Below are 23,035 nucleotides of genomic sequence, written 5' to 3'. Positions count from 1 at the left end.
CAGTACAAACCACCCGGCCCGCCGGGGGCTGCGGCGATTCTGGCGCTACCGCTTAATGCGTTCGCCGGTTCCAGGGCATCTTTTCGAGCAGTCGCGCCATGCCGCAGAAACCCGTGAATCCCGCCAGCATTAACCCGGCGCCAACAAAGCCGCTGATCAGGAAGAAACCGCTACTGACGGTGTAACCCAGCGCAACGCCCAGTAGAACCAGCCCTCCGGCGGCAATTTGCACCTGACGCATCAGCGGCAGCGGCTGAGACTTATCTTCCGCCACGGGCAGGCCCGCAGCTTTCCAGCCTTCGATTCCCCCCTCCAGCAGCCAGACTTCTGCGGGGGCGGCGACCGCCTGGAGCGTTGCGGCATTGCCGCTGGTACGCCTGCCGGACTGACAGTGAAAGATGATGCGTTCAGCCCGTAACGCCGCCGGAAAAGCGCCGTGCTCAAGCGTGGAGAGCGGCGCCAGCTGCGCGTCGGGAATATGTTCGCGCAGGTATTCATCGGCGTCACGGATATCAATCAGCGTTGCCCCTTGTGCTATCAGCGCCTGTGCTTCGCGCGGGGAAATCGTCCCGGTTGTCATGGTTTCTCCTGGTGGACAATACGGTGTATTTAGCAGCGTAAATCAGCTTCCTGGCAGCGTAAAGGGTGTAAATGAGGAATGTCTTGTTCGCCTTACAGTTTGCGCCAGCAATATGTCATGCCGTTTCCCTGTTAAGCCGCTTCCCTCTGCTACACTCTCTGGGTGTCTATTGTGTACAACCGAGGTAAATATGGGTCTCTTCAATTTTGTGAAAGATGCGGGCGAAAAGCTCTGGGATGCCGTAACCGGAAATCATGATAAAGATGATCTGGCGAAAAAGGTGCAGGAACACTTAAACAAAACCGGCATTCCTGATGCCGATAAAGTCAATGTGCAGGTGACGGACGGTAAAGCGACGGTAACGGGCGACGGTTTAAGTCAGGAAGCGAAAGAAAAAATCCTCATTGCGATCGGGAATATTTCCGGGATCGGCAGTGTGGAAGATCAGGTTAAAACGTCAGCGCCTGCGGCGGAGAGTCAATTTTATACGGTGAAATCAGGCGACACGTTGAGCGCTATTTCAAAACAGGTTTACGGTAATGCCAACCTGTACAACAAAATCTTTGAAGCGAATAAGCCGATGCTGAAAAGCCCGGATAAAATATATCCCGGGCAGGTTTTACGTATCCCGGAAGAGTAACCGGACTCAGCTCTGTTCCTGCTGAAGTTTACCGGCCATCGCCTGTTGAATAATCGGAATTGGCGTCAGTAAATGCTGGCGCATTAATTCGCTGGCGCGTGCGGCATCGCGCGCCAGAATAGCCTCCATAAGCGCCCGATGCTGAATATGTTTATCTTCGAGCATTTCAACGGACAGAACCGTTTTGCGCAGCCAGATAAAACGGTAGCGTGCCGCCAGATCGAAAAGTCGCTCGCGCATTTGCAGCAGATAATGTGAGCCGCAACCGGCAACAATAGCCGTATGAAATGCCTGATGGCGCTGATCCCACTCATCCAGCATACGTTCGCTGGCATCGCTCGATTCCAGTTTGTTGAGCATATGCGCCCTGGCGAGAATATCGGCTTCCCACTCATCGCCGCCACGCTCAATAGCCAGTTGCACCAGCATGGCTTCCATATTGGCGCGGGCATCGAAAATATCGAGCAGTTCCTGCTCCGACATCGACGCCACGCGATAGCCTTTCTGGTTCACCACCGTGACCAGCCGTTCCGCCACCAGTTGAGAAAGCGCCTCCCGCAACGGCCCCACGCCTAACTCATAGCGTGATGTTAACAGACTCATGCGCAGCTTCTCATCGGGCTGATAAACGCCGCGAATAATATCGTTTTTGAGCCATCGGTATCCATCTATGGCCGTCGGTTGGGCAGAGGCGGTCATGGTACAACTCCTGAATAGCATTGGGCTGATATCCCGGCGCGCGCCGGGACACAGGTCTAACGCGTATTTTGCAACGGCGTTTTTTGCCACAATACCAGTTTTTTCCAGCGGGACATAATCGGCACGGTGCAAATGATCCCCAGTCCTAACAGCCCGGTAGAAATCACCTCCAGCTGTTGCGCCGGTCGGAATAGCATCACCACCAGCACAAAGCAGATAAAAGCGATAACCAGCCAGGTCAGCCACGGATAGAGCCACATTTTCAGCTTAATTTCACTCCCTTCCGCCAGCAGGATTTTCCGCATTCTGAGCTGGGAAACCGCAATCACCAGGTAGACGAGCAGGGCGATCGCGCCGGAGCTGTCTATCAGGAATTTAAACACTTTCGCCGGGGCGTAATAATTTACCACCACCGTGAGGAATGCCGCCCCCGTGGATAACAGCACCGCCACATACGGCGTCCTGCTGCGGTTGAGTTTGCCCATAACGGCGGGCGCATCGCCACGACGGCTGAGGGAGTAGAGCATTCTCGACGCCGTATACAGCGCGGAATTCAGGCAACTGGTGACTGACAATAAAATCACGCAGTCCATGATCGCTTTGGCATAAGGAATATTCAGCAATTCCAGTACCGAACGGTAGGAACCAACGTCTTTGAGTCCCGGCATGTTCCACGGGATGAGCGCGACCACCACGAAAATAGAGCACAGGTAGAAGATTGAAATACGCCAGATCACCGAGTTGGTGGCGCGCACGATATGCTTATCCGGCGTGTCGGACTCGGCGGCGGCAATCGTGACAATCTCTGCGCCCATAAATGAGAACATGGTGATCAGCATCGCGCTCAGTACCGCGCCGAAGCCATTGGGCATAAAGCCGCCGTGATCCCACAAGCGTGAAACGCCGCTCACGTCTGCGTAGGGATAAAAGCCGCTAATTGCCGCCGCGCCCAGCGCGATAAACGCCAGAATGGCAATCACTTTGCACAGCGCCAGCCAGAATTCGAACTCGCCGTAATTTTTGACGCTCAGCAAATTACTGCCGGTTAATGCGATGGTGATCGCCAGAGAGAACAGCCAGATGGGGACGCCCGGTATCCATGAATGCAGGATGATGGCGGCAATATTGGCCTCCAGTGGGATAACCAGCACCCAGAACCACCAGTACAGCCAGCCGATGGTGTAGCCCGCCCAGGGACCGATGGCTTTATCCGCATAGGTTGAGAAAGAGCCGGTGTCCGGCGTGGCGACGGCCATTTCGGCCAGCATTCGCATAATCATAACGACCAGCAACCCGGCAAACAGGTAAGCCAGCAGTACCGCAGGCCCGGCTTGCGCAATTGCGACGCTGGAACCGACAAACAGACTGGCGCCAATGACGCCGGCGATAGACAGCATGGTGACGTGGCGGGATTTCAGTCCGCCACCTAAAGCATGTGATTCTGACAATTGCCCCATCTTCTTACCCCGTTATTGTTATTGAAGCTGTTGGCTGCTCTTGATGCGTAGGCCCGGTAAGCGGAGCGCCGCCGGGCATCACAACATTGCCGGATGGCAGCGCAAGCGCCTTATCCGGCCTACAACGACCTAACCTTGCTTCGCCTCATCAAAACACTGGGCGATAATGTCCAGCCCTTGTTGAATTTGCGTTTCTTCGATAGTCAGCGGCACCAGAATGCGCAGCACGTTGTAGTACGGCCCGCAGGAGAGCAGGATCAGCCCTTTATCACGGGCGCGGGCGACGATATCGGCGGTCAGCTTCGCGTCCGGTTTGCTGCGATCGCCATTTTCAAACAGTTCAATGGCGATCATCGCTCCCGGGCCGCGCACGTCGCCAATCTCGCGGTGCGTTTCAGCAATATTCAGCAGCCCTTTACGCAGGGTTTGCCCCAGGTCTTTGGCTTTTTGCAGCAGGTTTTCCTGCTCGAAAATGTTCAGTACCGCCAGCGCGGCGGCGCAGGCGAGAGGATTACCTGCGTAGGTGCCGCCCAGACCGCCCGGTGGGATGGCGTCCATCACATCGGCGCGACCGGTCACTCCCGCCAGCGGAAAGCCGCCGGCAATCGATTTGGCGAAGGTGGTGAGGTCCGGCGCGACGCCCGTCTGTTCCATCGCGAAAAGCGTACCGGTACGCCCCGCGCCGCTTTGCACTTCATCGGCAATGAGCATGATCCCGTGTTCGTCGCAGAGTGCGCGCAGACGCTGCATAAAAGCGGGCGAGGCCGCATAAAAACCGCCTTCTCCCTGTACCGGTTCAATGATGATGGCGGCAATATCTTCCGGCGCGGCATCGTTTTTAAAGATGCGCTGGATGCTGGCAATCGCATCATCATCACTGATGCCGTGCAGGGCGCAAGGGTAGAGCGCGCGGTAAACGTGGCCTGGCATCAGCCCCATTCCAGCAGAGTAGGGATTGACTTTTCCGGTCAGCGACAGGGTGTAGTGGGTACGGCCATGATAAGCGCCGCTAAAAGCGATGGCGCCGCTACGCTTTGTCGCCGCACGGGCGATTTTCACCGCGTTTTCCACCGCTTCGGAACCGGTAGTCACCAGCAGGGTTTTCTTCGCGAAATTGCCCGGCACCTTCTGGTTCATGAGTTCGCACAGCTCCAGATACGGCTCGTAGGCGAGCACCTGAAAACAGGTATGCGACAGCTTTTTCAGTTGTGCTTCGACCGCCGAGACGATCTCCGGGTGCAGGTGCCCGGTATTCAACACCGCAATACCGCCTGCAAAATCGAGATACTCGCGGCCTTCCACATCCCAGACCCGGCAGTTTTCCGCGCGATCGGCAAAAATAGGGTGGATCTGTCCTACGCCGCGAGGGACGGCGTTACTGCGGCGATGCATTAATTCTTTATTGCTGCTCATCAGGTGTTCTCCAGTATTGTTTTTTTAAAGGCCGATGCACATGTATTTGATTTCTAAATAATCTTCGATGCCGTACTTAGAACCTTCGCGGCCAAGACCGGAGGCTTTAATCCCGCCGAATGGCGCGACTTCGTTGGAGATAATGCCGGTGTTGATGCCGACAATGCCGTACTCCAGCGCTTCGCCGACGCGAAACACGCGGCTTAAATCGCGGGCGTAGAAATAGGCCGCCAGACCGAACTCGGTATCGTTCGCCAGCGCGATCACGTCCGCTTCATCTTTAAAGCGGAATAGCGGGGCGAGGGGGCCGAACGTCTCTTCTTTAGCCACTTTCGCGTTATTGGGGACGTCCACCAGGATGGTGGGCTGGAAGAAGTTGCCGCCGAGCGCATGCGCCTTACCGCCGCAGAGCACTTTTGCGCCTTTCTCCAGCGCGTCGGCGATGTGCTCCTGCACTTTGGCTACCGCTTTTTCGTCAATCAGCGGCCCGGTGGTGACGTCCGCTTGCAGGCCGTCGCCGAGATGCAGCTTGCTCACCGCCTGCTGGAGTTTTTCCGCAAAGCGGTCATACACGCCGTCCTGCACATACAGGCGGTTAGCGCAGACGCAGGTCTGCCCGGCGTTGCGAAACTTAGAGGCCAGCGCGCCTTCCACGGCGTTATCCAGATCGGCGTCATCAAAGACGATGAACGGCGCGTTGCCGCCCAGCTCCAGCGACACCTTTTTGATGTCTTTCGCACACTGTTCCATCAGCTGACGGCCAATTTCGGTTGAGCCGGTAAACGACAGTTTGCGCACCAGCGGGTTGCTGGTCAGTTCATTGCCGACCGCTCCCGCAGAACCGGTGACGACGTTAAAGACGCCTGCGGGAACCCCGGCGCGGTTCGCCAGTTCAGCCAGCGCCAGGGCGGAAAACGGCGTCTGGCTGGCGGGTTTCAGAACCATCGTACAACCGGCTGCCAGCGCCGGGCCGGCTTTGCGGGTAATCATCGCCGAGGGGAAATTCCACGGCGTGATGGCGGCGGTGACGCCAATCGGCTGCTTGATAACGATCAGGCGCTTATCGGCCTGGTGGCCTGGAATCGTGTCGCCATAGATACGCTTACCCTCTTCGGCAAACCATTCAATAAAGGAGGCGGCATAGCTGATTTCTCCTTTTGCTTCCGCCAGCGGCTTCCCCTGTTCCAGCGTCATCAGACGGGCGAGATCGTCCTGGTGCTCCATCATCAAATTGAACCAGCGACGCAGAATATTCGCCCGCGCTTTGGCGGTGAGTGCGCGCCAGGCGGGCAGCGCGCGGTTAGCGGCGTCAATAGCTTCGCGGGTCTCTTCTGCCCCCATTTTCGGTACGCTGCCTAACGGCTGGCCGTTCGCTGGGTTGGTTACGGCGATTGTGTCGCCGCTTCTGGCGTCGCGCCATTGCCCCTCGATAAACGCCTGCTGGCGGAACAAGGTGGGATCGTTAAGTTGCATGATTGCTTCCTGTCTTAAAAGGGTTAACGGGTGAATGCGGCGTTTAATGAGTCCACGCGACGCGCCGCACGTAGCGTGCGTCCGGGATGACTCTGGCTTGCCAGCAGCGTCTGCACTTTGCTGACGATATGCGCCCCGATGGGAATGGCTGATGTGGCCGCCGGAGAGGGCGCATTGCAGGTGTGAATGGATCGTGGCGTGGTAACAAACAGGAAATCGTCGATCAGCTTGCCATCCGGCGACACCGCCTGCGCCCGCACGCCAGCAGGCCACGGCTGCAAATCTTTTAAGGTCAGGTTAGGGCAATATTTTTGCACCAGCCGCAGATAGCCGCTTTTGCACAGTGAGTTCTTCATCTCGCCAAGCCCTGAGCGCAGATTGTTTTGCAGCACGCGGCGGATGCCGGACGAACCGAAAATTTCCAGCGTATCGGATAATGAAAAATCGCCTTTCCGGTAGCCTTCTCGTTTAAAAGCCAGTACGGCGTTAGGCCCGACGGTAACGCTGCCGTCGATCATCCGGGTGAGGTGGACGCCCAAAAACGGCATCGCCGGATCGGGAATGGGATAGATCAAATGGTTAACGATTTGATTATGCTGCGACGCCAGACGGAAGTATTCGCCACGGAACGGGCAGATGATAAAACCGGGATCGACCCCCAGCATTTTAACCAGCCGGTCGGCCATCAGCCCGGAACAGCTAATCAGGGTTGAGGCTTCGTATATCTGCCCGCCCCGGGTTGTGATCACCACGCCCGCCGCATGTTCCTTCAGCGCGCTGACCTCCGCGTTGTAGACAATCTCACCGCCTTTGGCCTGGAAGATTTTCGCCATTGCCGCCGTCACGTCCCGGTAGCTGACAATCCCGCTGGAGGGGACAAAAATCCCGCCCAGACCGGTGATGTTCGGCTCCCGCTCCCGCAGTTCCGCCGCGCTTAACCACTCGCGTTCCAGGCCGTTTGCCGCCGTGCGATCCCACAGCGCCCGCATCCGCGTCATTTCCAGTTCGGATGTCGCCACCAGCATTTTTCCGCAGGTGTCGTAGCGAATGCCGTTTTGATCGCAAAAGGCTTTGGTGGCGCGATTTCCGGCGAGGCAAAACTGCGCTTTGAGGCTACCGGGAGTGTAGTAGACCCCGGCATGGATCACGCCGCTGTTGTGACCCGTCTGATGACAGGCCGGTTCGGACTCTTTTTCCAGCAGGGCGATGCTGGCGTCTGGATACACATCAATAAGCTGCATGGCGGTCGACATGCCGATAATGCCGCCGCCAATAATTACAAAATCATACATCCGCTCAATTCCTTCGTCTGACCGCGCTTATTGATGAGTCTGGTAGCAATGGGTGGAATAAGCGAAATAACCGCGCTGGCGCATCAGTTCACGGCGCAGATCCGGGTGTGGCGTAAAACGATCGCGCCCGTGCAGCCAGAACAGGTTGTTAATCAACAGGAATTTACCGACCGGCACCGGAACAGAGAGGATGTTTTTGCTGGTTTCCAGCGCATCGGAGAGATCGCTGAGCCAGACGCCCTCTTCAAAATCTTTTGGCTGGACGAACTGGTCGATATAGCGCATGACCGGGCGCCCCTGCTGGTCAACGTCAAATACCGGATGATAAACATCGTGGCTGACGTTTTTGCTCGGCGGCGCGGCAAAACGCATGGAGCGACGCGCCAGCGGGTGGCTGAAAAAGCGCTCCAGATGCTCCCAGTCATCAAGGTGTAGCAACAGTGAATTTCCGCCCGCCATATTTTGTTCGTCGATTTTCATCATCAGCACGTAGTCGGTAACTTCCTCAACGTAGGTGCCGTCGTTATGCAGCTCCATCACGCGGTGCGGTTGTCGCAGGTAGCTGTCTGAATTATCGACGTTCTTCACCACAAAGCGCGCGTAGTACTGGCCGCTCATCGCATCGTAGTTAGAGCGCCCGATGAGGTGCGCCACCGCCGTCGCCAGCTTGACCATCTCGTCAGCCTGTTCTACGTTGTCGATCCCTTCGGCGTTGATCAGCAGTGCGCCTTCGGCGCGGTCCAGCAGCGTTTTAATAAGCAGCGGCTGTAGCTGGTTGCCACATAAGGCGTCGAGGATCTGACCGACCTTAAAACGTAAAAAGGATTTGTATTCCAGCGCCTGTACCGGCCACTGTTCCACCTGCTGCAAAAATTGCGCCGTCGTTTTTGCGCTAAAGGTCAGTTCCAGCAGACGCGGCGACTGTACGGAAGGGGCGAAGGTAAATCCGGCGTCGCTGCGGGTGACACTATCAGCATTTGTTTTTACGGCGGTCAGTGCATTCATCAGAATCGATCCTCTCAGTAAATGGTCAGGGAGACATGGCGATGCTCATTTCGTAGCCATAAACTAAAAATATCTACATTTTTTATAAACGCATACAAAACTGACGATTTGTTTAATTTTTGTGATCAAAAACAACAAATATTTAACATTATAAATATCAGGGATTAAGAAATGAGACAGGATTTACATCCGCAGCCTAAACTGATTCTGTTTGTGAAATAGCAGACGAGCGGGAGACAGGGATTAAGCCATTGATAAAAAATCTATTCCGACGCCTTAAATGGATGAGTACCGGACTGGCATCGCTCATCAGGCATGTGGCGTTGACGCTGCTTGTGGTTCTGATCGTTTTTCTTGGCGTGCGGGTTTACCAGACAGAAAGCGGGCCCGATCTTCATCTCTGGCATACCTGGACCGGTAGCGAAATGTCTGCCAAAGCGCTGGATAAGGCCACTTTTTCGCAGTACCTGGCGCGGGAAGAGGCGCTGTTTAGCCATCTGAAAACCGGGGTGACGGATAAGCTGAAGCCGGATGAGCAGACGCCCATCAACCGTTTTTACCATAACAGCCGGGTCTGGCCGCCGCAGTTTTCGCCCAACGGCAATCGCTCGTACGTACTCATGCCGCAGGGTAAACCGCGTGGCGTCGCCGTGTTACTGCATGGCTTAACGGATTCGCCCTACAGCATGAAATACGTTGCTAAGGATTATCAGCAGCGTGGCTTTATCGCCGTTGTGCCGCGTCTGCCTGGGCACGGCACTGCGCCCGGCGCGTTAACGGCGGTGGAGTGGGAACAGTGGCTTGCCGCCTCGCGGCTGGCGGTTCGGGAAGCGACGCGGCTTGCGGGGCGAGATGTGCCGTTGCATCTGGTGGGCTACTCAAACGGTGGGGCGCTGGCGCTCAAGTACACGCTGGACGCGCTGGAAGACAACACGTTGCGGCGTCCTCAGCAGCTTATCCTGCTGTCGCCGATGATCGGCGTGACGGCATTTGCTCGTTTTGCCGGACTGGCGGGTTTACCTGCACTCTTTCCTGCGTTTGCCAAAGCGGCGTGGTTGAACGTCACGCCAGAATATAATCCGTTCAAATATAACTCGTTTCCGGTTAACGCCGCGCGTCAGTCTTATCTGCTGACAAAAGCATTACAACAGCAGATTTCGCGGGATGCGCGAAGCTCCCGCCTTAACGATCTGCCGCCGGTGTTGACCTTCCAGTCAATTATGGATTCCACGGTGAGCACCCGTGCGGTGGTGGCGTCGTTTTATCGTTATCTTGGCAATAACGGCAGTGAGCTGGTGTTGTTCGATATCAATCAGGCCGCCAGTCTGCGTCCGCTGTTGCGCACCTCATCGTATACCGCCATTACTCAGTTGTTACCGCCTGCGCCGCGCAACTATCGCACGACAATTATCACGAATGCGACGCCGGAAACGCTGAATGTCGTGGCGCGCGATACCCCGGCCGGGGAGCATGTGGAGCAGGTTCAGCCGTTGCCGTTGGCCTGGCCGCAGGAGATGTATTCGCTGTCGCATGTGGCGGTGCCGTTTCCGCTCAGTGATTCGCTGTATGGTCTGCAACCGGACGAACTGAACCGCTATGGAATCAGTATCGGGACTATCGCGCTGCGCGGGGAAACGTCCACGCTGGCGGTGGGGCTGGATACGCTGATGCGCGTGACGTCGAATCCTTTCTTCCCGTATATGCTACAGCGAATTGAGGCGCGACAGTGATGATTGCCGGATGGCGCAACACCATCCGGCAATCCGTTAGCCGATATCCACCTGTGGCTTATTGTTGCGTTTGCGGAGCAGGCGCAGCAGCGGCGGGATGATAATCACCGCTATCGCCATCGTCAGCAGCGCTTTCGTCACACCGCTCTCCCACAAAATCGCCATATTGCCGTTGCTGATAGAGAGCGCGCGGCGCAGGTTCTGCTCCAGCATTTCGCCCAGCACAAAGCCGAGGATCAGCGGCGACATGGGGAAGTGCATTTTGCGCAGAATGTAGCCCAGTATGCCGAGCGCCACCATCAGCACCAGATCGAACGTGGTGCTGTGTACCGCGTACACGCCGACCGCAGACACGGCGGCAATCGCCGGGACAAGGAACCACAGCGGGATGGTCAGCATACGGGTGAACATGCCAATCAGCGGGATGTTCATGACCAGCAGCATCACGTTGGCGATCAGCAGCGCGGCGATCAGCCCCCAGACGATATCCGGCTGTTCGGTGAACATCGCAGGCCCTGGCGTGATGTTATACAGCGTCAGCGCTCCCATCATTACCGCCGTGGTGCCGGAACCCGGTACGCCGAGGGTCAGCATGGGGATGAATGAACCGCAGGCCGACGCGTTGTTAGCGGCTTCCGGTGCCGCCACGCCACGGATATCGCCTTTACCGAAGCTGTCGCTGTTGCCGCTGATCTTCTTCTCGGTCATGTAGGTGATGGCGCTGGCGATGGTGGCGCCTGCGCCCGGCAGCACGCCGACGAAGAAGCCAATCACCGATGAGCGTAACGTTGCGCCCATGCACTGCGCCCCTTCTTTGGCGTTAAACAACATGCGCCCGGTTTTGCGTACCAGTTTCTGGCCGCTGCTGGTATGTTCCAGCATTAATAGAATTTCTGAGACAGAGAACAAACCGATCACCACCACGATGAACTGCACACCGTCGGAGAGATGTACGCTGTCAAAAGTAAAGCGATAAACCCCGGTGTTGGCGTCTACGCCGACGGTCGCCAGACCCAGACCGATCAGCGCTGCCAGAAATGATTTCAGTGGATTTTGCGCCATCATGCTGCCGAGGCAGGCGATGGCAAAGACCATCAGCGCAAAGTATTCCGCCGGGCCAAACGCCAGCGACCATTGCGCCAGCAACGGCGCGAACAGGATGATCCCGCCGATGGCGATAAGCGATCCAAAAAATGAACTGACCGCCGAGATGGAAAGCGCGACGCCGCCGCGCCCCTGTTGCGCCATCGGATAACCATCGAGCGCGGTCATGATAGCCGCCGCATCGCCGGGCACGTTGAGCAGAATCGACGAAATACGCCCGCCGTATTCACAGCCGATGTAAACCGTAGCCAGCAGGATCAGCGCGGACTCCGCAGGCAGATGCAGGGCGAAAGCCAGCGGCAGTAAAATCGCCACGCCGTTAATCGGGCCAAGACCCGGCAGCAGGCCGACAATGGTGCCGACGAAGCAGCCGATCAGCGCGATCACCAGGTTTTCTGGCGTCATTGCCACCGCAAAACCCTGAGAAAGATATATCCAGGTATCCATCGTTTCTCCGTTAACTCAGCCAGGCGCCGAGAGGTAAGGTGACGTCAAGCAGACGGTCGAAGGCATACCACAGCAGGATGCCGAGAACCGCGCCGGAAATGCCCGCAGCCGGGATTGTTGCGCCGAACAGAATGCCGATGACCAGGGTGAGAATGGCGGTGGCAATCGGGAAGCCCAGCCACTCAAATCCCCAGGCGTACATCAGCAGGACAATCACCATCGTGAGCAGCTTTTGCAGCACATGGTGGTGGGGCCAGCTAACGGTATCGGGATGACGCAATAACAGCGCCAGCGCGCAGAGCGCCATCAGACCGATAATGCCCAGCGGAAACGGGCGAGGGCCGACCGGTTCGTAGCTGTATTCACTCTGAATCTGCCAGGCGATGAACAGCCCGGCAACGCAGAGCAACAGCCAGATACCTGCAAAAATACGATCGCTCATGATTGCCTCCAGGTTTATTTCGCGAGGCCGAAGGCTTTCGCCTGCTCGCGGTAATCGGCGACCTGATTTTTGACGTAGTCGTCAAGCTGCTTGCCGGTCATGTCGAATGCAAACAGGCCGCGCAGCTCGCGCTGCTTTTTAAACTCGTCGGTCTGCTGGAGCTTTTGGAAGGTCTCTACCCACCACTGGTAGTCGGCATCGCTGACTTTTGGCCCCACGTAGAAGCCGCGAATGATCGGCCAGACCAGGTCGTATCCTTGCTCTTTGGCGGTCGGGACGTTGGCTAACTGACCCGGCAGGCGTTCTTCAGAAAATACCGCCAGCACGCGAATTTTATCGCCACTCAGGTAAGGCACCATTTCACTGAGATCGCCGGAAACCACCTGCACATGGTTGCCCATCAGCGCAGTGACCGGCTCGCCGCCGCCTTCAAACGCCACGTAGCGCATCTTGTGCGGATCGACATTGGCCTTTTGCGCCAGCAGCGCCGACTTCATCCAGTCCTGGCTGCCAATCGATGCGCCAGCGCCAATCACCACGCTGTCAGGATTTTTCTCCATCGCGGCGAGCAGATCTTTTAGCGACTTCCACGGGGAGTCGGCGCGCACGGCGATCATGCCGTAATCAGTACCGGCGCTCGCCAGCCAGCGCACGTCATCCACGCCGTAACGACCAAATTTCCCCTGCGACAGATTAAGCAGCGAGCCGCCGGAGAAGGCGACGACCGTCCCCGGTTCGCCAGGACGCTGGGCGACGATAGCGTTATAGGCGACCGCGCCGACGCCGCCCGGCATGTAGGTGACGCGCATCGGTTTTTCGATAGCGCCGGTTTCCATCATGCTCACCTGAATTAGCTTACAGGTGAGGTCAAACCCGCCGCCGGGTTTGGCCGGGGCGATACACTCAGTACGCGACGGCGCGTCCTGCGCCAGCACAGCGGTGCTCATCAGTAAAACGCTGGCAGTAAGGGCACGAAGTAATTGTTTTTTCATTGTTTATCCTCACGCGGACGTCCGAGTTTTCAGATACGGAAGAAGATTTTTGTGATTATGTGAGCCGACATGTAGCAGTTCGGTTGCGTGATTGTTAAAACAATAACCTTTCAATTCCCTTTCAATGCGGCAGAAACTTTACAGGATGTGATATGCGTCTCTTATTAGCGGAAGATAACCGTGAACTGGCTCACTGGCTGGAAAAAGCGCTGGTGCAGAACGGTTTTGCCGTGGACTGCGTATTTGATGGCCAGGCGGCCGATCATCTTCTGCACACTGAAACCTATGCGCTGGCGGTGCTCGACATCAACATGCCGGGGCTGGACGGACTGGAAGTGGTGCAGCGCCTGCGCAAGCGTGGACAAACGCTGCCAGTGCTGCTGCTGACGGCGCGCAGCGCGGTGGCGGATCGGGTGAAAGGGCTGAACGTCGGAGCGGATGACTATCTGCCAAAACCGTTTGAGATTGAAGAACTTGATGCGCGGCTGCGGGCATTACTGCGGCGCAGCGCAGGTCAGGTGCAGGAGTTACAGCAGCTTGGCGATCTGGCGTTTCACGATGAAGGTTACTTTTTGCTTCAGGCGCAGCCGCTGGCGCTGACCCCGCGTGAGCAGGCGTTGCTGACGGTATTGATGTACCGCAGAACGCGACCGGTGTCGCGCCAGCAGCTGTTTGAACAGGTCTTCAGCCTGAGCGATGAGGTCAGCCCGGAGAGCATCGAACTCTATATCCATCGTCTGCGGAAAAAATTACAGGGCAGTAACGTGCGGATCACCACCCTGCGTGGGCTGGGTTACGTGCTGGAGTGCGGCGATGAGGTGGGCTAAACCCCAGTCGCTGTACCTGCAACTGTTGCTGTTCCTCGGATTGCCGCTGGTGCTGCTGTGGGGATTGTCGGCATTTAACAGCTACGTTAGCGCGTTACAGGCGGCGACGCAGGCCTACGACAGGACGCTGCTCTCTTCTGCGAGAACGGTGGCGGAACGGCTGGTGGTGCGCCACGACAAACTGGAGGTGAATGTCCCCTGGGTGGTGCTCGACAGCTTTGAACTCAACATGAACGACCGTCTCTATTACAAAGTCGTGGACCCGGGCGGCAAGGTGATCTCCGGTTATGACGATCTGCCCGCGATGCCGCCTTCCACCTCGCGAACCCGGCTCTACCCGGCGCTGGCGTGGTTTTATCACACCCAGTATCGCGGACAGGCGATCCGCGTGGCGCGTCTGCTCCAGCCGGTAAATGAAGGGGCGATATTCGGGATGGCGGAGATCTACGTTGCCGAGACGCTACAGTCCCGGCGCTATCTGGCCGGGCAACTGCTGTTCTCCTCATGGGTGTCGCAAGGGCTGCTGGTGCTGCTGACATTGATTCTCGTTGGCTGGCTGCTGCGACGCATTCTGAAGCCGATGCGCCAGCTCTCCTCGCTGATGGTGCGTCGTGAACCGGGCTTGCTGACGCCCTTGCCGGAACTGTTGCCCTGGTCAGAGACCCGGCTGCTGATCGTCGCCTTTAACCGCTACATTGATCGCCTGCGCGCGCTGATCTCCCGTCAGGAACGCTTTAGCGCCGATGCGTCCCATCAGTTAAAAACGCCGCTGGCCGTGTTGAAAACGCAGGCGGCGGTGGCGTTAGCCAGTCAACAGCCGCAGCAGTGGCACGAAAGTTTACGGGCGATGAGCGCGACGCTGGATAGCACGATTTTGCTGACGGAGCGGCTGTTGCAACTGTCGGCGGTGAAACGTAAAGAGCAGGGGGAGCGACAGTTCTTGCCGGTTAATCTGTATGAGGTGGTGCAGATGAGCTGTTTTAGCCGTCTGGCGCAGGCGCGCAGCAAGGCTATCGATCTGGGGTATGAAGGTGAGCAAGAGGCGGTGTGGATTGAAGGGGATGACGTTTTGCTCGGCGAGCTGTGCGCGAATTTGCTGGATAATGCGCTGAAATATACGCCGTCGCAGGGAACGGTAACGGCACGGCTATTGCGGGATGGCGAGGCTGTTGTGCTGGTGGTGGAAGACAATGGGCCAGGGATTGACGCTGAGCAGATCCCGCAGGCGCTGATGCCGTTTCATCGGCTTGCTAACGTGGGGAATGAGAGCGGGGCGGGGATCGGTCTGGCGCTGGTTAACGACATTGCCCGCCTGCACCGTACCCATCCACAGCTGTCGCGCAGTGAAACGCTGGGCGGTCTGCGTGTGCGGGTACGGTTTTTAACGACGGCGCAGTAAATAAAAAGGTCATCACCGCAGGCCGGATAAAGGGTGATTCGCAGGAATAAAAAAAGCCGCATTAGCGGCTTTTTTCTCATGTCAGGCAAAATTATTCGCTGACTTTTTTCTCAAGTTCTGCTGCGCCTTCTTTGGTTTTGTTCCAGCCTTTCTCAGCACCTTCTTTCGTGGCATTCCAGCCTTTTTCGGTGCCTTCTTTGGTCTTATTCCAGGCCTTCTGCGAGCCTTCGCTCACTTTACTGCTCAGGTTGTCGCTTTTACCTTCAGCGGCATGTTCAGATTTCAGTTTCAGTTCTTCACCCTGATTCTGCGCCTGGTGCAGTTTCTCTTTGGCGGTATTTGCGCTTTCATGAGCCGCTGCAACGTCGTTATCGGTCGCGTGTGTGGTCGCAGCAAAAACAGGGGAAGCCAGCAGAAGTGCAGATAAGGCGATCATTGTTTTTTTCATAAGAACCTCGCTTAACGTTATCAGTTATATGCGTGGTTAAGCATGACACGGCAGAAAGGCGGTGGCTTTAGGAATAAACTGTAATTGAATCAATGAGGTCTGGATGTGGGAGCGACGGGGGCTCCGTAGGGGGTCGTGAATATTGTAGAAACTGCCGTGATAAGCGGTCATATGGGTTGACAATCAGACAACGTTGATCTGGCAATCGGGAAGGTTGCGTGATAGGCTTTAACCGGAAAATTTGTGATTTTTTCACAAAAAAAGGAGTTATAAATGCTTATTGAATTTTCAGTGCAGAATTTTAAAGTTTTTAGCCAAAAACAAACTTTATCGATGGCTGCTAAAAAATCTTATAAAGAGCATCCAGAGACGACGGCAACAGCTGAGCATTTTGATGATCTGCTGATTAATAAGGTCGCAGTAATTTATGGTGCTAACGGCGCGGGCAAAAGTAGTTTTGTTGAAGCTTTAGATTTTCTGCAATCCTATATCCTTAGAGGGTTTGCTGATAGTTCACAGAATGATTCAATAAGAACGCGGTTTATCGACAGAGAAATACCTAAATTTATTTTTGATGAGGAACAGTTAACCGCGCCTACTGATTTTGAGATCAGTTTTATCGGCACGACCGGTGAACGGTATCAGTATACGTTATCTATCGGTACAGACGCGATAGAAGCTGAAGGTTTATGGGTTTACTCAAAAAAAGGGGTAAGACCAAAGACGATTATCTCCAGAGTATATAATGCTGAAACCAATGAATTCGAATACTACTGCCCATCGTTGCAGATAGATAAAAAAACGTATGAAGTGGCGATAGAAAAAGCCAATAACAGCAAACGCTCGCCATTCGTATCCATTCTGCATGCTTATGATGTCTCACAACTGGATGAGTTTATTAACTGGTTCAGAGGCGATTTAATTGTATCCAGTAATCGCAATGATGATGTTTTCCGAATGGCATCCAGATACTCTTTTTTAGACGATCTGGCTGATGGCGATGAACAGAAAAAAAATAAAATACTTGAGTTTTTAAACAAGTTTGATCTTTCTATTTCTGATATTTCGGTAACGAAAAAGAACGTGACGTTACCTGATGAGATGCCAGAAGAAATGAAAAAAATGATATTGAGCGATGTCGGTTTTCAAATTGTTTTAGAACATACGACGTCCAGCGGTATCAAGAAAAACATCCCTTATGAAAGATTATCTTCGGGAACGAAGAAGTTATTCGATCTATCAGGCATTCTTTTACTGTGCTGTGAGGCCGGTGAAAAAAGCGTACTGGTTCTTGATGAGTTTGAATCATCGCTCCACCCTTATATCGTCAGAGCGATTTTTGAGTTAATGGTCAAACACTCTGAACGTCTTTTGCAGCTGATTCTCACAACGCATTCAAACGTTCTATTAGATACGGAAAAACTCGTCAGACGGGATCAAATATGGTTCCTGGAGAAAAATAGCGAGCTTGAAACCGTGCTTTATCCACTGAGCGATTTTGCCCCCAGGTTTGAGGACTCTATTATAAAAGGCTGGGATTTGGGTAAATTTGGTGGCGTTCCTTTTTTGGGGTGAATGATGGCCAGGAAAATGAAAGAGTTAATTTCTCCTTCTGCATTGAAAAAACGAGGCAGCGGTAAAGTTAAATCTGAGCGTAAGAAAACCCTGATCGTTTGCGAAGGTACGGAGACCGAACCAACCTATTTTAAGGATATGGTTAAAGACCTTAAAATAGCGAATACAGACGTTTATATTGAACCTGGGCGCCATTCAAACCCAAGTAGCGTTGTACGCACCGCCATTGATCTTTATGAGCAGGATCTCGAATTTGAGCTGATTTATTGCTTAATTGATACGGATGAGTTTGGGAAAGATATTGACCTGGCATCCAGTATGTTAAAAGAACATACTTTTTCACGGCGTAAAAAGTCCCTTGGTGGCGACCGGTATCCTCAGGCGAAGATCCTGCGTTCTGATCCCTGCATCGAGGTCTGGTTTTTACTCCATTATGAAGTGTTAAGACGGCCATTTGTTAAAGCAAATAAAAGCGCGGCACAGAACTGCAAGGAATACCTTAAAAATACGCATTTGAAAGATTATAGCGAAAAGTATAATGGACTCTATAGCCTAATAAAGAAAAATGGTCTTAAGGCGTGTGAGGAAAGCGCCAGGCTCAGAGCATGGCTTGAGAAGAACGATTGTATCAATCCGTTTACGCAGATTGATGAGTTATATCTGGATTTACATGAAAAAGTTTTCGCGCCAGCGAAAAGATAAATAAAGAGTAATACTACACACGAAAAAACGTTGCGTTTGTGCCCCTGTAAAGGGGCGTTTTGAATTAACGCATGATCAAAAAAACGCTATTTTAAGCAATATTATCTTCGTCCACGCGCTTAACGATTATTTATGACTGTTTCCCTGCCTGTAAGCCAGAGCGACAACCAATGACTGCACCAGACAAAGCGTTGCGGACTGTGAGCGAAAAGCGTCTACCTGCGCTTCTTTGACTACAAAGCAGAGATCGCTGAAGGTCGCCAGTGGGCTTATCTGACTGTCGGTAATGACAATTTGCTTTGCGCCGACGCTGGCTGCGGTTTCGCTGACCATGACCGTCTCTTCTGCGTAAGGGGAAAAGCTGATGGAGATAACAATATCGCGACTCTTGATACGGCTGATTTGCTCTCGCAGCATCCCCCCCATGCCATCAAGCAGTATTGGGCGGCATTCAAGGTGGCTGAGCGCGTAGGTCAGATAGGCGGCCACGCTAAAAGAGCGCCGCAGGCCAGCGATATAAATCGTGTCGGCCTCCGCCAGTAATTGAACGGCGCGTTGCAGCATGTCGGGATCGGTACGCGACGCCAGCTGTTGCAGCGCCTGAGCATTCGAACGGGCAAATTCTTGCAGGATGTCTAACGGCGTTTCCGGTACGGATTCGCTCTCCATCTCTCTGAACAGCCGCGCGCGATCGCTGTAGCTGGCCGTTTCTTCCACCAGGTTCATACGAAACAGTTGTTTCATTTCGTTGAAACCGGTGAAGTCAAACGCGTTGGCGAAACGGATAAGCGTCGATGGCGGCACGTCCGCCCGCTCGGCGATGACGGCGACGGTATCGAACGCTACGCTGTTAGTGTTATCCAGCACATAGCGGGACACCTGCTGCAATCGTTTACTGAGACTATCGTAACGGTCGCGAATTTGCTGCTGTAGCTCGCTCAGACTGGATGCTGTCGTCATGTTATCCCCCATACTTAGTTTTCTGATTCTAAACGCAAAACCGTACATTTTAAATGTTAGCGATACATCCGGCCCGGCGATGCAGCCTGTTAACATAAAAATCCATTCCTGATCACAATAATCAATATTTATTTTATTTCAACTTAAAATAGAACGTTTGTTTCATATACAGTGTTCGGGTAACAGTCACGTATTAACAGCGAGAGGTTCAGGATGGAGACGGTAGCGAATTTTATTCACGGCGAATGTGTTACAGGCTCAGGCCAGCGCATTCAGGCGATCTTCAACCCCGCCACGGGCGAGCAAATTCGTCAGGTGGTGATGAGCACGGCGCAGGAAACGGAGCGAGCCATTGCCGCTGCGCAGCAGGCGTTTGCCGCCTGGTCAAGGCAGTCGCCGCTGAAACGCGCGCGAGTGCTGTTTCGTTTTAAAGCGCTGCTGGAGCAGAACATGGATTCGCTCGCCCGGCTGGTCAGTGAAGAACATGGCAAAGTGTATTCTGATGCGGTGGGCGAACTGACGCGCGGTCTGGAAGTGGTCGAGTTTGCCTGCGGCATTCCACACCTGCAAAAAGGCGAACATTCGGCGAATGTCGGCACCGGCGTTGACAGCCATTCACTGATGCAGCCTCTGGGCGTGTGCGCCGGGGTCACCCCGTTCAACTTCCCGGCGATGGTGCCGATGTGGATGTTCCCCATCGCACTGGCTACCGGCAATACCTTTGTGCTTAAGCCGTCGGAAAAAGATCCCTCGCTGCCGCTTGCGCTGGCAAAACTGCTGAAAGAGGCCGGTCTGCCGGATGGCGTTTTTAACGTTGTGCAGGGCGATAAAGAAGCGGTGGATGTTTTGCTGACCGATCCGCGCGTTCAGGCCGTCAGTTTTGTCGGCTCGACGCCGATTGCAGAATATATTTATCAGACGGCGTCGGCGCACGGCAAACGCTGTCAGGCGTTGGGCGGGGCGAAAAACCACTGCATTCTGATGCCGGACGCCGACATGAATATGGCAACCAATGCGATTATGGGCGCGGCGTATGGTGCGGCGGGCGAGCGCTGTATGGCGCTCTCCGTGGTGCTGGCGGTGGGGGATAACACGGCGGACGAACTTTGCGCGCGGCTGGAAACGCAGATCGCCGCGTTACGCGTTGGGCCGGGGCTTGATCAAACGCCGGAAAATGAGATGGGCCCGCTGATCTCCGCCGCACATCGCAGTAAAGTGCTGGGCTATATCGACAGCGGCGAGGTGCAGGGCGCGCGGCTGCGGGTGGATGGTCGCGGCTTTAGCGTGAAGCGCCACGAACAGGGCTTTTTCGTCGGGCCGACCTTGTTTGATAACGTCACGCCTGAGATGACGATTTACAAAGAAGAGATCTTTGGCCCGGTACTCTCCGTGGTGCGGGTGAAGGATTACGCCAGCGCGGTGGATCTGATTAATCGCCACGAATATGGCAACGGGACGGCGATCTTTACCCGCGACGGCGGCTGTGCGCGTCGTTTCTGTGAAGAGGTGCAGGCCGGGATGGTCGGCGTTAACGTGCCGATTCCGGTGCCGATGGCGTTCCACAGTTTCGGCGGCTGGAAACGGTCTATTTTTGGTCCGCTTAACGTTCATGGTAATGACGGCGTGCGTTTTTATACCCGCATGAAAACCGTTACCGCCCGCTGGCCGGAGATGCAGCAGGATAGCGGCGCCGCGTTCTCCATGCCAACGCTGGGCTGACGGAGGGACTTATGACAACCGTACGTATGACCATGGCGCAGGCGCTGGTCAAGTTTCTCAACCAACAGTACGTCGATGTAGACGGACAGGAGATGCCGTTCATCGAAGGCGTGGCGACCATCTTCGGCCACGGCAACGTACTCGGCATCGGGCAGGCGCTGGAGCAGGACGCCGGGCACTTGCGGGTGCATCAGGGCTGTAATGAACAGGGAATGGCGCACATGGCGACAGGGTTCGCGAAACAGCACCGTCGCCAGCGCATTTACGCCGTCACCTCTTCGGTAGGGCCCGGCGCGGCCAATATGGTGACGGCGGCGGCCACGGCGACGGCGAACCGTATTCCGCTGCTGCTGTTGCCGGGCGATATCTACGCCAGCCGCCAGCCGGACCCGGTATTACAGCAAATCGAGCAGTACCACGATCTCAGTATCAGCACCAACGACTGCTTTCGCCCGGTTTCGCGCTACTGGGATCGTATCAACCGCCCGGAACAGTTGATGAGCGCGATGCTTAACGCTATGCGCACCCTGACCGATCCGGCTGATACCGGCGCGGTGACGATCTGTTTACCGCAGGATGTGCAGGGCGAAGCCTGGGATTACCCGCAGAGTTTCTTTGCCCGTCGCGTTCACCATATTGAAAGACGACCGCCGGACCCACACCGGCTGGCGCAGGCGCGGGCGCTGATTGCCCGTAAACAGCGCCCGCTGGTGGTTTGCGGCGGCGGGGTGCGTTATTCCGGCGCGCACGACGCGTTTCGTCAGTTTGTGGAAAACCTGCACCTGCCGTTTGCGGAAACCCAGGCCGGGAAAGGCGCGCTGGTCAGCGACCATCCGCTGAATCTGGGCGGTATTGGCGTTACCGGCGGGCTGGCGGCAAACCAGCTGGCGCCACAGGCCGATCTGGTTATCGGCGTCGGCACGCGTCTGACCGATTTCACCACCGGTTCGAAAGCGCTGTTTGCACACCCGGACGTAGAATTTCTCCTGCTGAATGTCGCCGAGTTCGACGCCCTCAAACTGGACGCCACGGCGCTGGTGGCCGATGCCCGCGCCGGTCTGACGGCGCTGACGGAAGGGCTTCAGGATTATCGCAGCGGCTGGGGAGACGAGGTGGCGCAGGCGAAATCGGCCTGGGACGAGGAGTGCCGCCGGCTGTGGTCTCGCCAGTGGCGCCCGGATGACGCGCCGGAAATTGCCGGGCACCTTGATGCGCAACTGGCGGAATACAGTGAAGCGCTGAACACGCGGCTGACTCAGACTCGCGTTCTGGGGATTATCAACCAGCACATTGAGGATGACGCCATTGTGGTCGGCGCGGCGGGATCGCTGCCGGGCGATTTGCAGCGTCTCTGGCAGGTGAAAACGCCCGACAGCTACCACCTGGAGTACGGCTATTCCTGTATGGGGTATGAAATTGCGGCCGCGCTTGGGGCGAAGCTCGCGAAGCCGCAGCAGCCGGTCTATGCGATGGTGGGCGACGGTTCGTACATGATGCTGCATTCCGAGCTGCAAACGGCGGTGCAGGAGGGGATAAAAATCACCATCCTGCTGTTTGATAACGGCGGGTTTGGCTGCATCAATAACCTGCAAATGGGGCATGGGATGGGCAGTTTTGGCACCGAGAATCGCGCCCGTCAACCACAATCCGGCCAGCTGGACGGCCCGCTGGTGGCGGTTGATTTCGCCCAAAATGCGCAAAGCTACGGCTGCCGGGCGTGGCGGGTACATGATGAGCAGAGCCTGCTGACGGCGCTGGAGGCGGCGCGCGCGCATCCGGGGCCGACGCTGCTGGATATTAAAGTGCTGCCAAAAACGATGACTCACGATTACGCCTCATGGTGGCGCACCGGCGATGCGCAGGTGGCCGATTCACCGTCGGTGCGAAAAGCCGCCGAGCAGACGTTCGATCAGGTGAAAAAGGCGCGTCAGTATTGAGTGAGTAATGCCGGATGGCGCTAACCCGTAGGCCGGATAAGGCGTTCGCGCCGCCATCCGGCAACCTGCGACAACGAAATTTTCATTTCATTTTTCCTGTTTCTTCATTCCTCGCCCTCTTTCTGAATGAAAGGGGGCCAGGCTCTGCATCTTCTCCATCGTTGTGTTGTGAGATTGATAACAAAATTTACCTC

At 55.5% G+C, this 23,035-nt stretch carries 20 protein-coding genes; 8 read left to right on the top strand and 12 right to left on the bottom strand.

Annotated features, from left to right (window positions below; genetic code table 11):
* Positions 1–52: 52 nt before the first annotated feature.
* Positions 53–580 carry a rhodanese family protein gene (locus OGX84_RS00500; protein ID WP_047461756.1) on the bottom strand — a complete coding sequence of 176 codons (528 nt, stop codon included), beginning with the start codon at positions 578–580 and terminating at the stop codon, positions 53–55.
* Positions 581–770: 190 nt separating this feature from the next.
* On the opposite strand from OGX84_RS00500, the gene lysM reads away from it, so the two are divergent.
* A complete protein-coding gene (lysM, locus tag OGX84_RS00495) occupies positions 771–1,220 on the top strand; it encodes a peptidoglycan-binding protein LysM (RefSeq protein WP_012134776.1) in 450 nt (149 codons plus the stop codon).
* A 6-nt stretch (positions 1,221–1,226) separates the two neighbouring features.
* On the opposite strand, the gene csiR is transcribed toward lysM, so the two are convergent.
* The 6 genes from csiR to glaH all read right to left on the bottom strand — a co-directional run bounded on the left by csiR (position 1,227) and on the right by glaH (position 8,559).
* Entirely contained in the window at positions 1,227–1,919 is a 693-nt protein-coding gene (gene csiR, locus OGX84_RS00490) for a DNA-binding transcriptional regulator CsiR (protein WP_047461758.1), read from the bottom strand.
* 56 nt (positions 1,920–1,975) lie between these two features.
* The gene (gabP, locus tag OGX84_RS00485; protein WP_024130878.1) at positions 1,976–3,376 is read right to left on the bottom strand and encodes a GABA permease; all 1,401 of its coding nucleotides are present in this window, start codon (positions 3,374–3,376) and stop codon (positions 1,976–1,978) included.
* A gap of 129 nt (positions 3,377–3,505) precedes the next feature.
* A complete protein-coding gene (gene gabT / locus OGX84_RS00480; protein ID WP_112001706.1) occupies positions 3,506–4,789 on the bottom strand; it encodes a 4-aminobutyrate--2-oxoglutarate transaminase in 1,284 nt (427 codons plus the stop codon).
* 24 nt (positions 4,790–4,813) lie between these two features.
* Complete coding sequence (gene gabD, locus OGX84_RS00475) at positions 4,814–6,262, bottom strand: NADP-dependent succinate-semialdehyde dehydrogenase (protein ID WP_112001707.1); 1,449 nt, start codon at positions 6,260–6,262, stop codon at positions 4,814–4,816.
* A gap of 23 nt (positions 6,263–6,285) precedes the next feature.
* A complete protein-coding gene (lhgD, locus tag OGX84_RS00470) occupies positions 6,286–7,554 on the bottom strand; it encodes an L-2-hydroxyglutarate dehydrogenase (RefSeq protein ID WP_286457204.1) in 1,269 nt (422 codons plus the stop codon).
* 27 nt (positions 7,555–7,581) lie between these two features.
* A complete protein-coding gene (glaH, locus tag OGX84_RS00465) occupies positions 7,582–8,559 on the bottom strand; it encodes a glutarate dioxygenase GlaH (protein WP_058667993.1) in 978 nt (325 codons plus the stop codon).
* Positions 8,560–8,813: 254 nt separating this feature from the next.
* Between glaH and OGX84_RS00460 the strand changes: the two genes are divergently transcribed.
* Positions 8,814–10,289 carry an alpha/beta hydrolase gene (locus OGX84_RS00460; RefSeq protein WP_286457217.1) on the top strand — a complete coding sequence of 492 codons (1,476 nt, stop codon included), beginning with the start codon at positions 8,814–8,816 and terminating at the stop codon, positions 10,287–10,289.
* A gap of 36 nt (positions 10,290–10,325) precedes the next feature.
* On the opposite strand, the gene OGX84_RS00455 is transcribed toward OGX84_RS00460, so the two are convergent.
* The 3 genes from OGX84_RS00455 to OGX84_RS00445 are packed head-to-tail and all read right to left on the bottom strand — an operon-like array spanning position 10,326 to position 13,274.
* Positions 10,326–11,840 (bottom strand): tripartite tricarboxylate transporter permease, encoded by a 1,515-nt coding sequence (locus OGX84_RS00455; protein WP_286457203.1) that lies wholly within the window; start codon positions 11,838–11,840, stop codon positions 10,326–10,328.
* 10 nt (positions 11,841–11,850) lie between these two features.
* Positions 11,851–12,285, bottom strand: a complete 435-nt coding sequence (locus OGX84_RS00450) for a tripartite tricarboxylate transporter TctB family protein (protein WP_175479745.1) — start codon at positions 12,283–12,285, stop codon at positions 11,851–11,853.
* An 11-nt stretch (positions 12,286–12,296) separates the two neighbouring features.
* Positions 12,297–13,274 carry a Bug family tripartite tricarboxylate transporter substrate binding protein gene (locus tag OGX84_RS00445; protein WP_115625839.1) on the bottom strand — a complete coding sequence of 326 codons (978 nt, stop codon included), beginning with the start codon at positions 13,272–13,274 and terminating at the stop codon, positions 12,297–12,299.
* 152 nt (positions 13,275–13,426) lie between these two features.
* Here OGX84_RS00445 and tctD point away from each other — a divergent pair, with 152 nt between their 5' ends.
* Together tctD and OGX84_RS00435 are read left to right on the top strand one after the other, a co-directional pair.
* Entirely contained in the window at positions 13,427–14,101 is a 675-nt protein-coding gene (gene tctD, locus OGX84_RS00440) for a transcriptional regulator TctD (protein ID WP_012134764.1), read from the top strand.
* Positions 14,088–15,500 carry a sensor histidine kinase gene (locus OGX84_RS00435; protein WP_047461775.1) on the top strand — a complete coding sequence of 471 codons (1,413 nt, stop codon included), beginning with the start codon at positions 14,088–14,090 and terminating at the stop codon, positions 15,498–15,500. Before tctD ends, OGX84_RS00435 begins: the two co-directional genes overlap by 14 nt.
* 91 nt (positions 15,501–15,591) lie before the next feature.
* Here the strand turns inward: OGX84_RS00435 and OGX84_RS00430 are convergent, their stop codons facing one another.
* Entirely contained in the window at positions 15,592–15,948 is a 357-nt protein-coding gene (locus OGX84_RS00430) for a KPN_00521 family repetitive protein (protein WP_012134762.1), read from the bottom strand.
* 273 nt (positions 15,949–16,221) lie between these two features.
* Between OGX84_RS00430 and OGX84_RS00425 the strand changes: the two genes are divergently transcribed.
* A complete protein-coding gene (locus OGX84_RS00425) occupies positions 16,222–17,523 on the top strand; it encodes an AAA family ATPase (protein WP_012134761.1) in 1,302 nt (433 codons plus the stop codon).
* 15 nt (positions 17,524–17,538) lie between these two features.
* Positions 17,539–18,225, top strand: coding sequence for an RloB family protein (locus tag OGX84_RS00420; RefSeq protein WP_024130874.1), 687 nt, complete (start codon positions 17,539–17,541; stop codon positions 18,223–18,225).
* 126 nt (positions 18,226–18,351) lie between these two features.
* On the opposite strand, the gene OGX84_RS00415 is transcribed toward OGX84_RS00420, so the two are convergent.
* Positions 18,352–19,185, bottom strand: coding sequence for a MurR/RpiR family transcriptional regulator (locus OGX84_RS00415; RefSeq protein WP_047463948.1), 834 nt, complete (start codon positions 19,183–19,185; stop codon positions 18,352–18,354).
* Positions 19,186–19,398: 213 nt separating this feature from the next.
* Between OGX84_RS00415 and OGX84_RS00410 the strand changes: the two genes are divergently transcribed.
* Positions 19,399–20,904 (top strand): CoA-acylating methylmalonate-semialdehyde dehydrogenase, encoded by a 1,506-nt coding sequence (locus OGX84_RS00410; protein WP_112001710.1) that lies wholly within the window; start codon positions 19,399–19,401, stop codon positions 20,902–20,904.
* Positions 20,905–20,915: 11 nt separating this feature from the next.
* Positions 20,916–22,841, top strand: a complete 1,926-nt coding sequence (gene iolD, locus OGX84_RS00405) for a 3D-(3,5/4)-trihydroxycyclohexane-1,2-dione acylhydrolase (decyclizing) (protein WP_115608929.1) — start codon at positions 20,916–20,918, stop codon at positions 22,839–22,841.
* Positions 22,842–23,035: the final 194 nt, after the last annotated feature.

The sequence above is a fragment of the Citrobacter sp. CK202 genome, assembly GCF_030333225.1.
Classification (GTDB): Bacteria; Pseudomonadota; Gammaproteobacteria; order Enterobacterales; family Enterobacteriaceae; genus Citrobacter_B; species Citrobacter_B koseri.
Note: the sequence above shows the minus strand (reverse complement) of the source record. Positions and strands in the feature narration are given on the sequence as shown.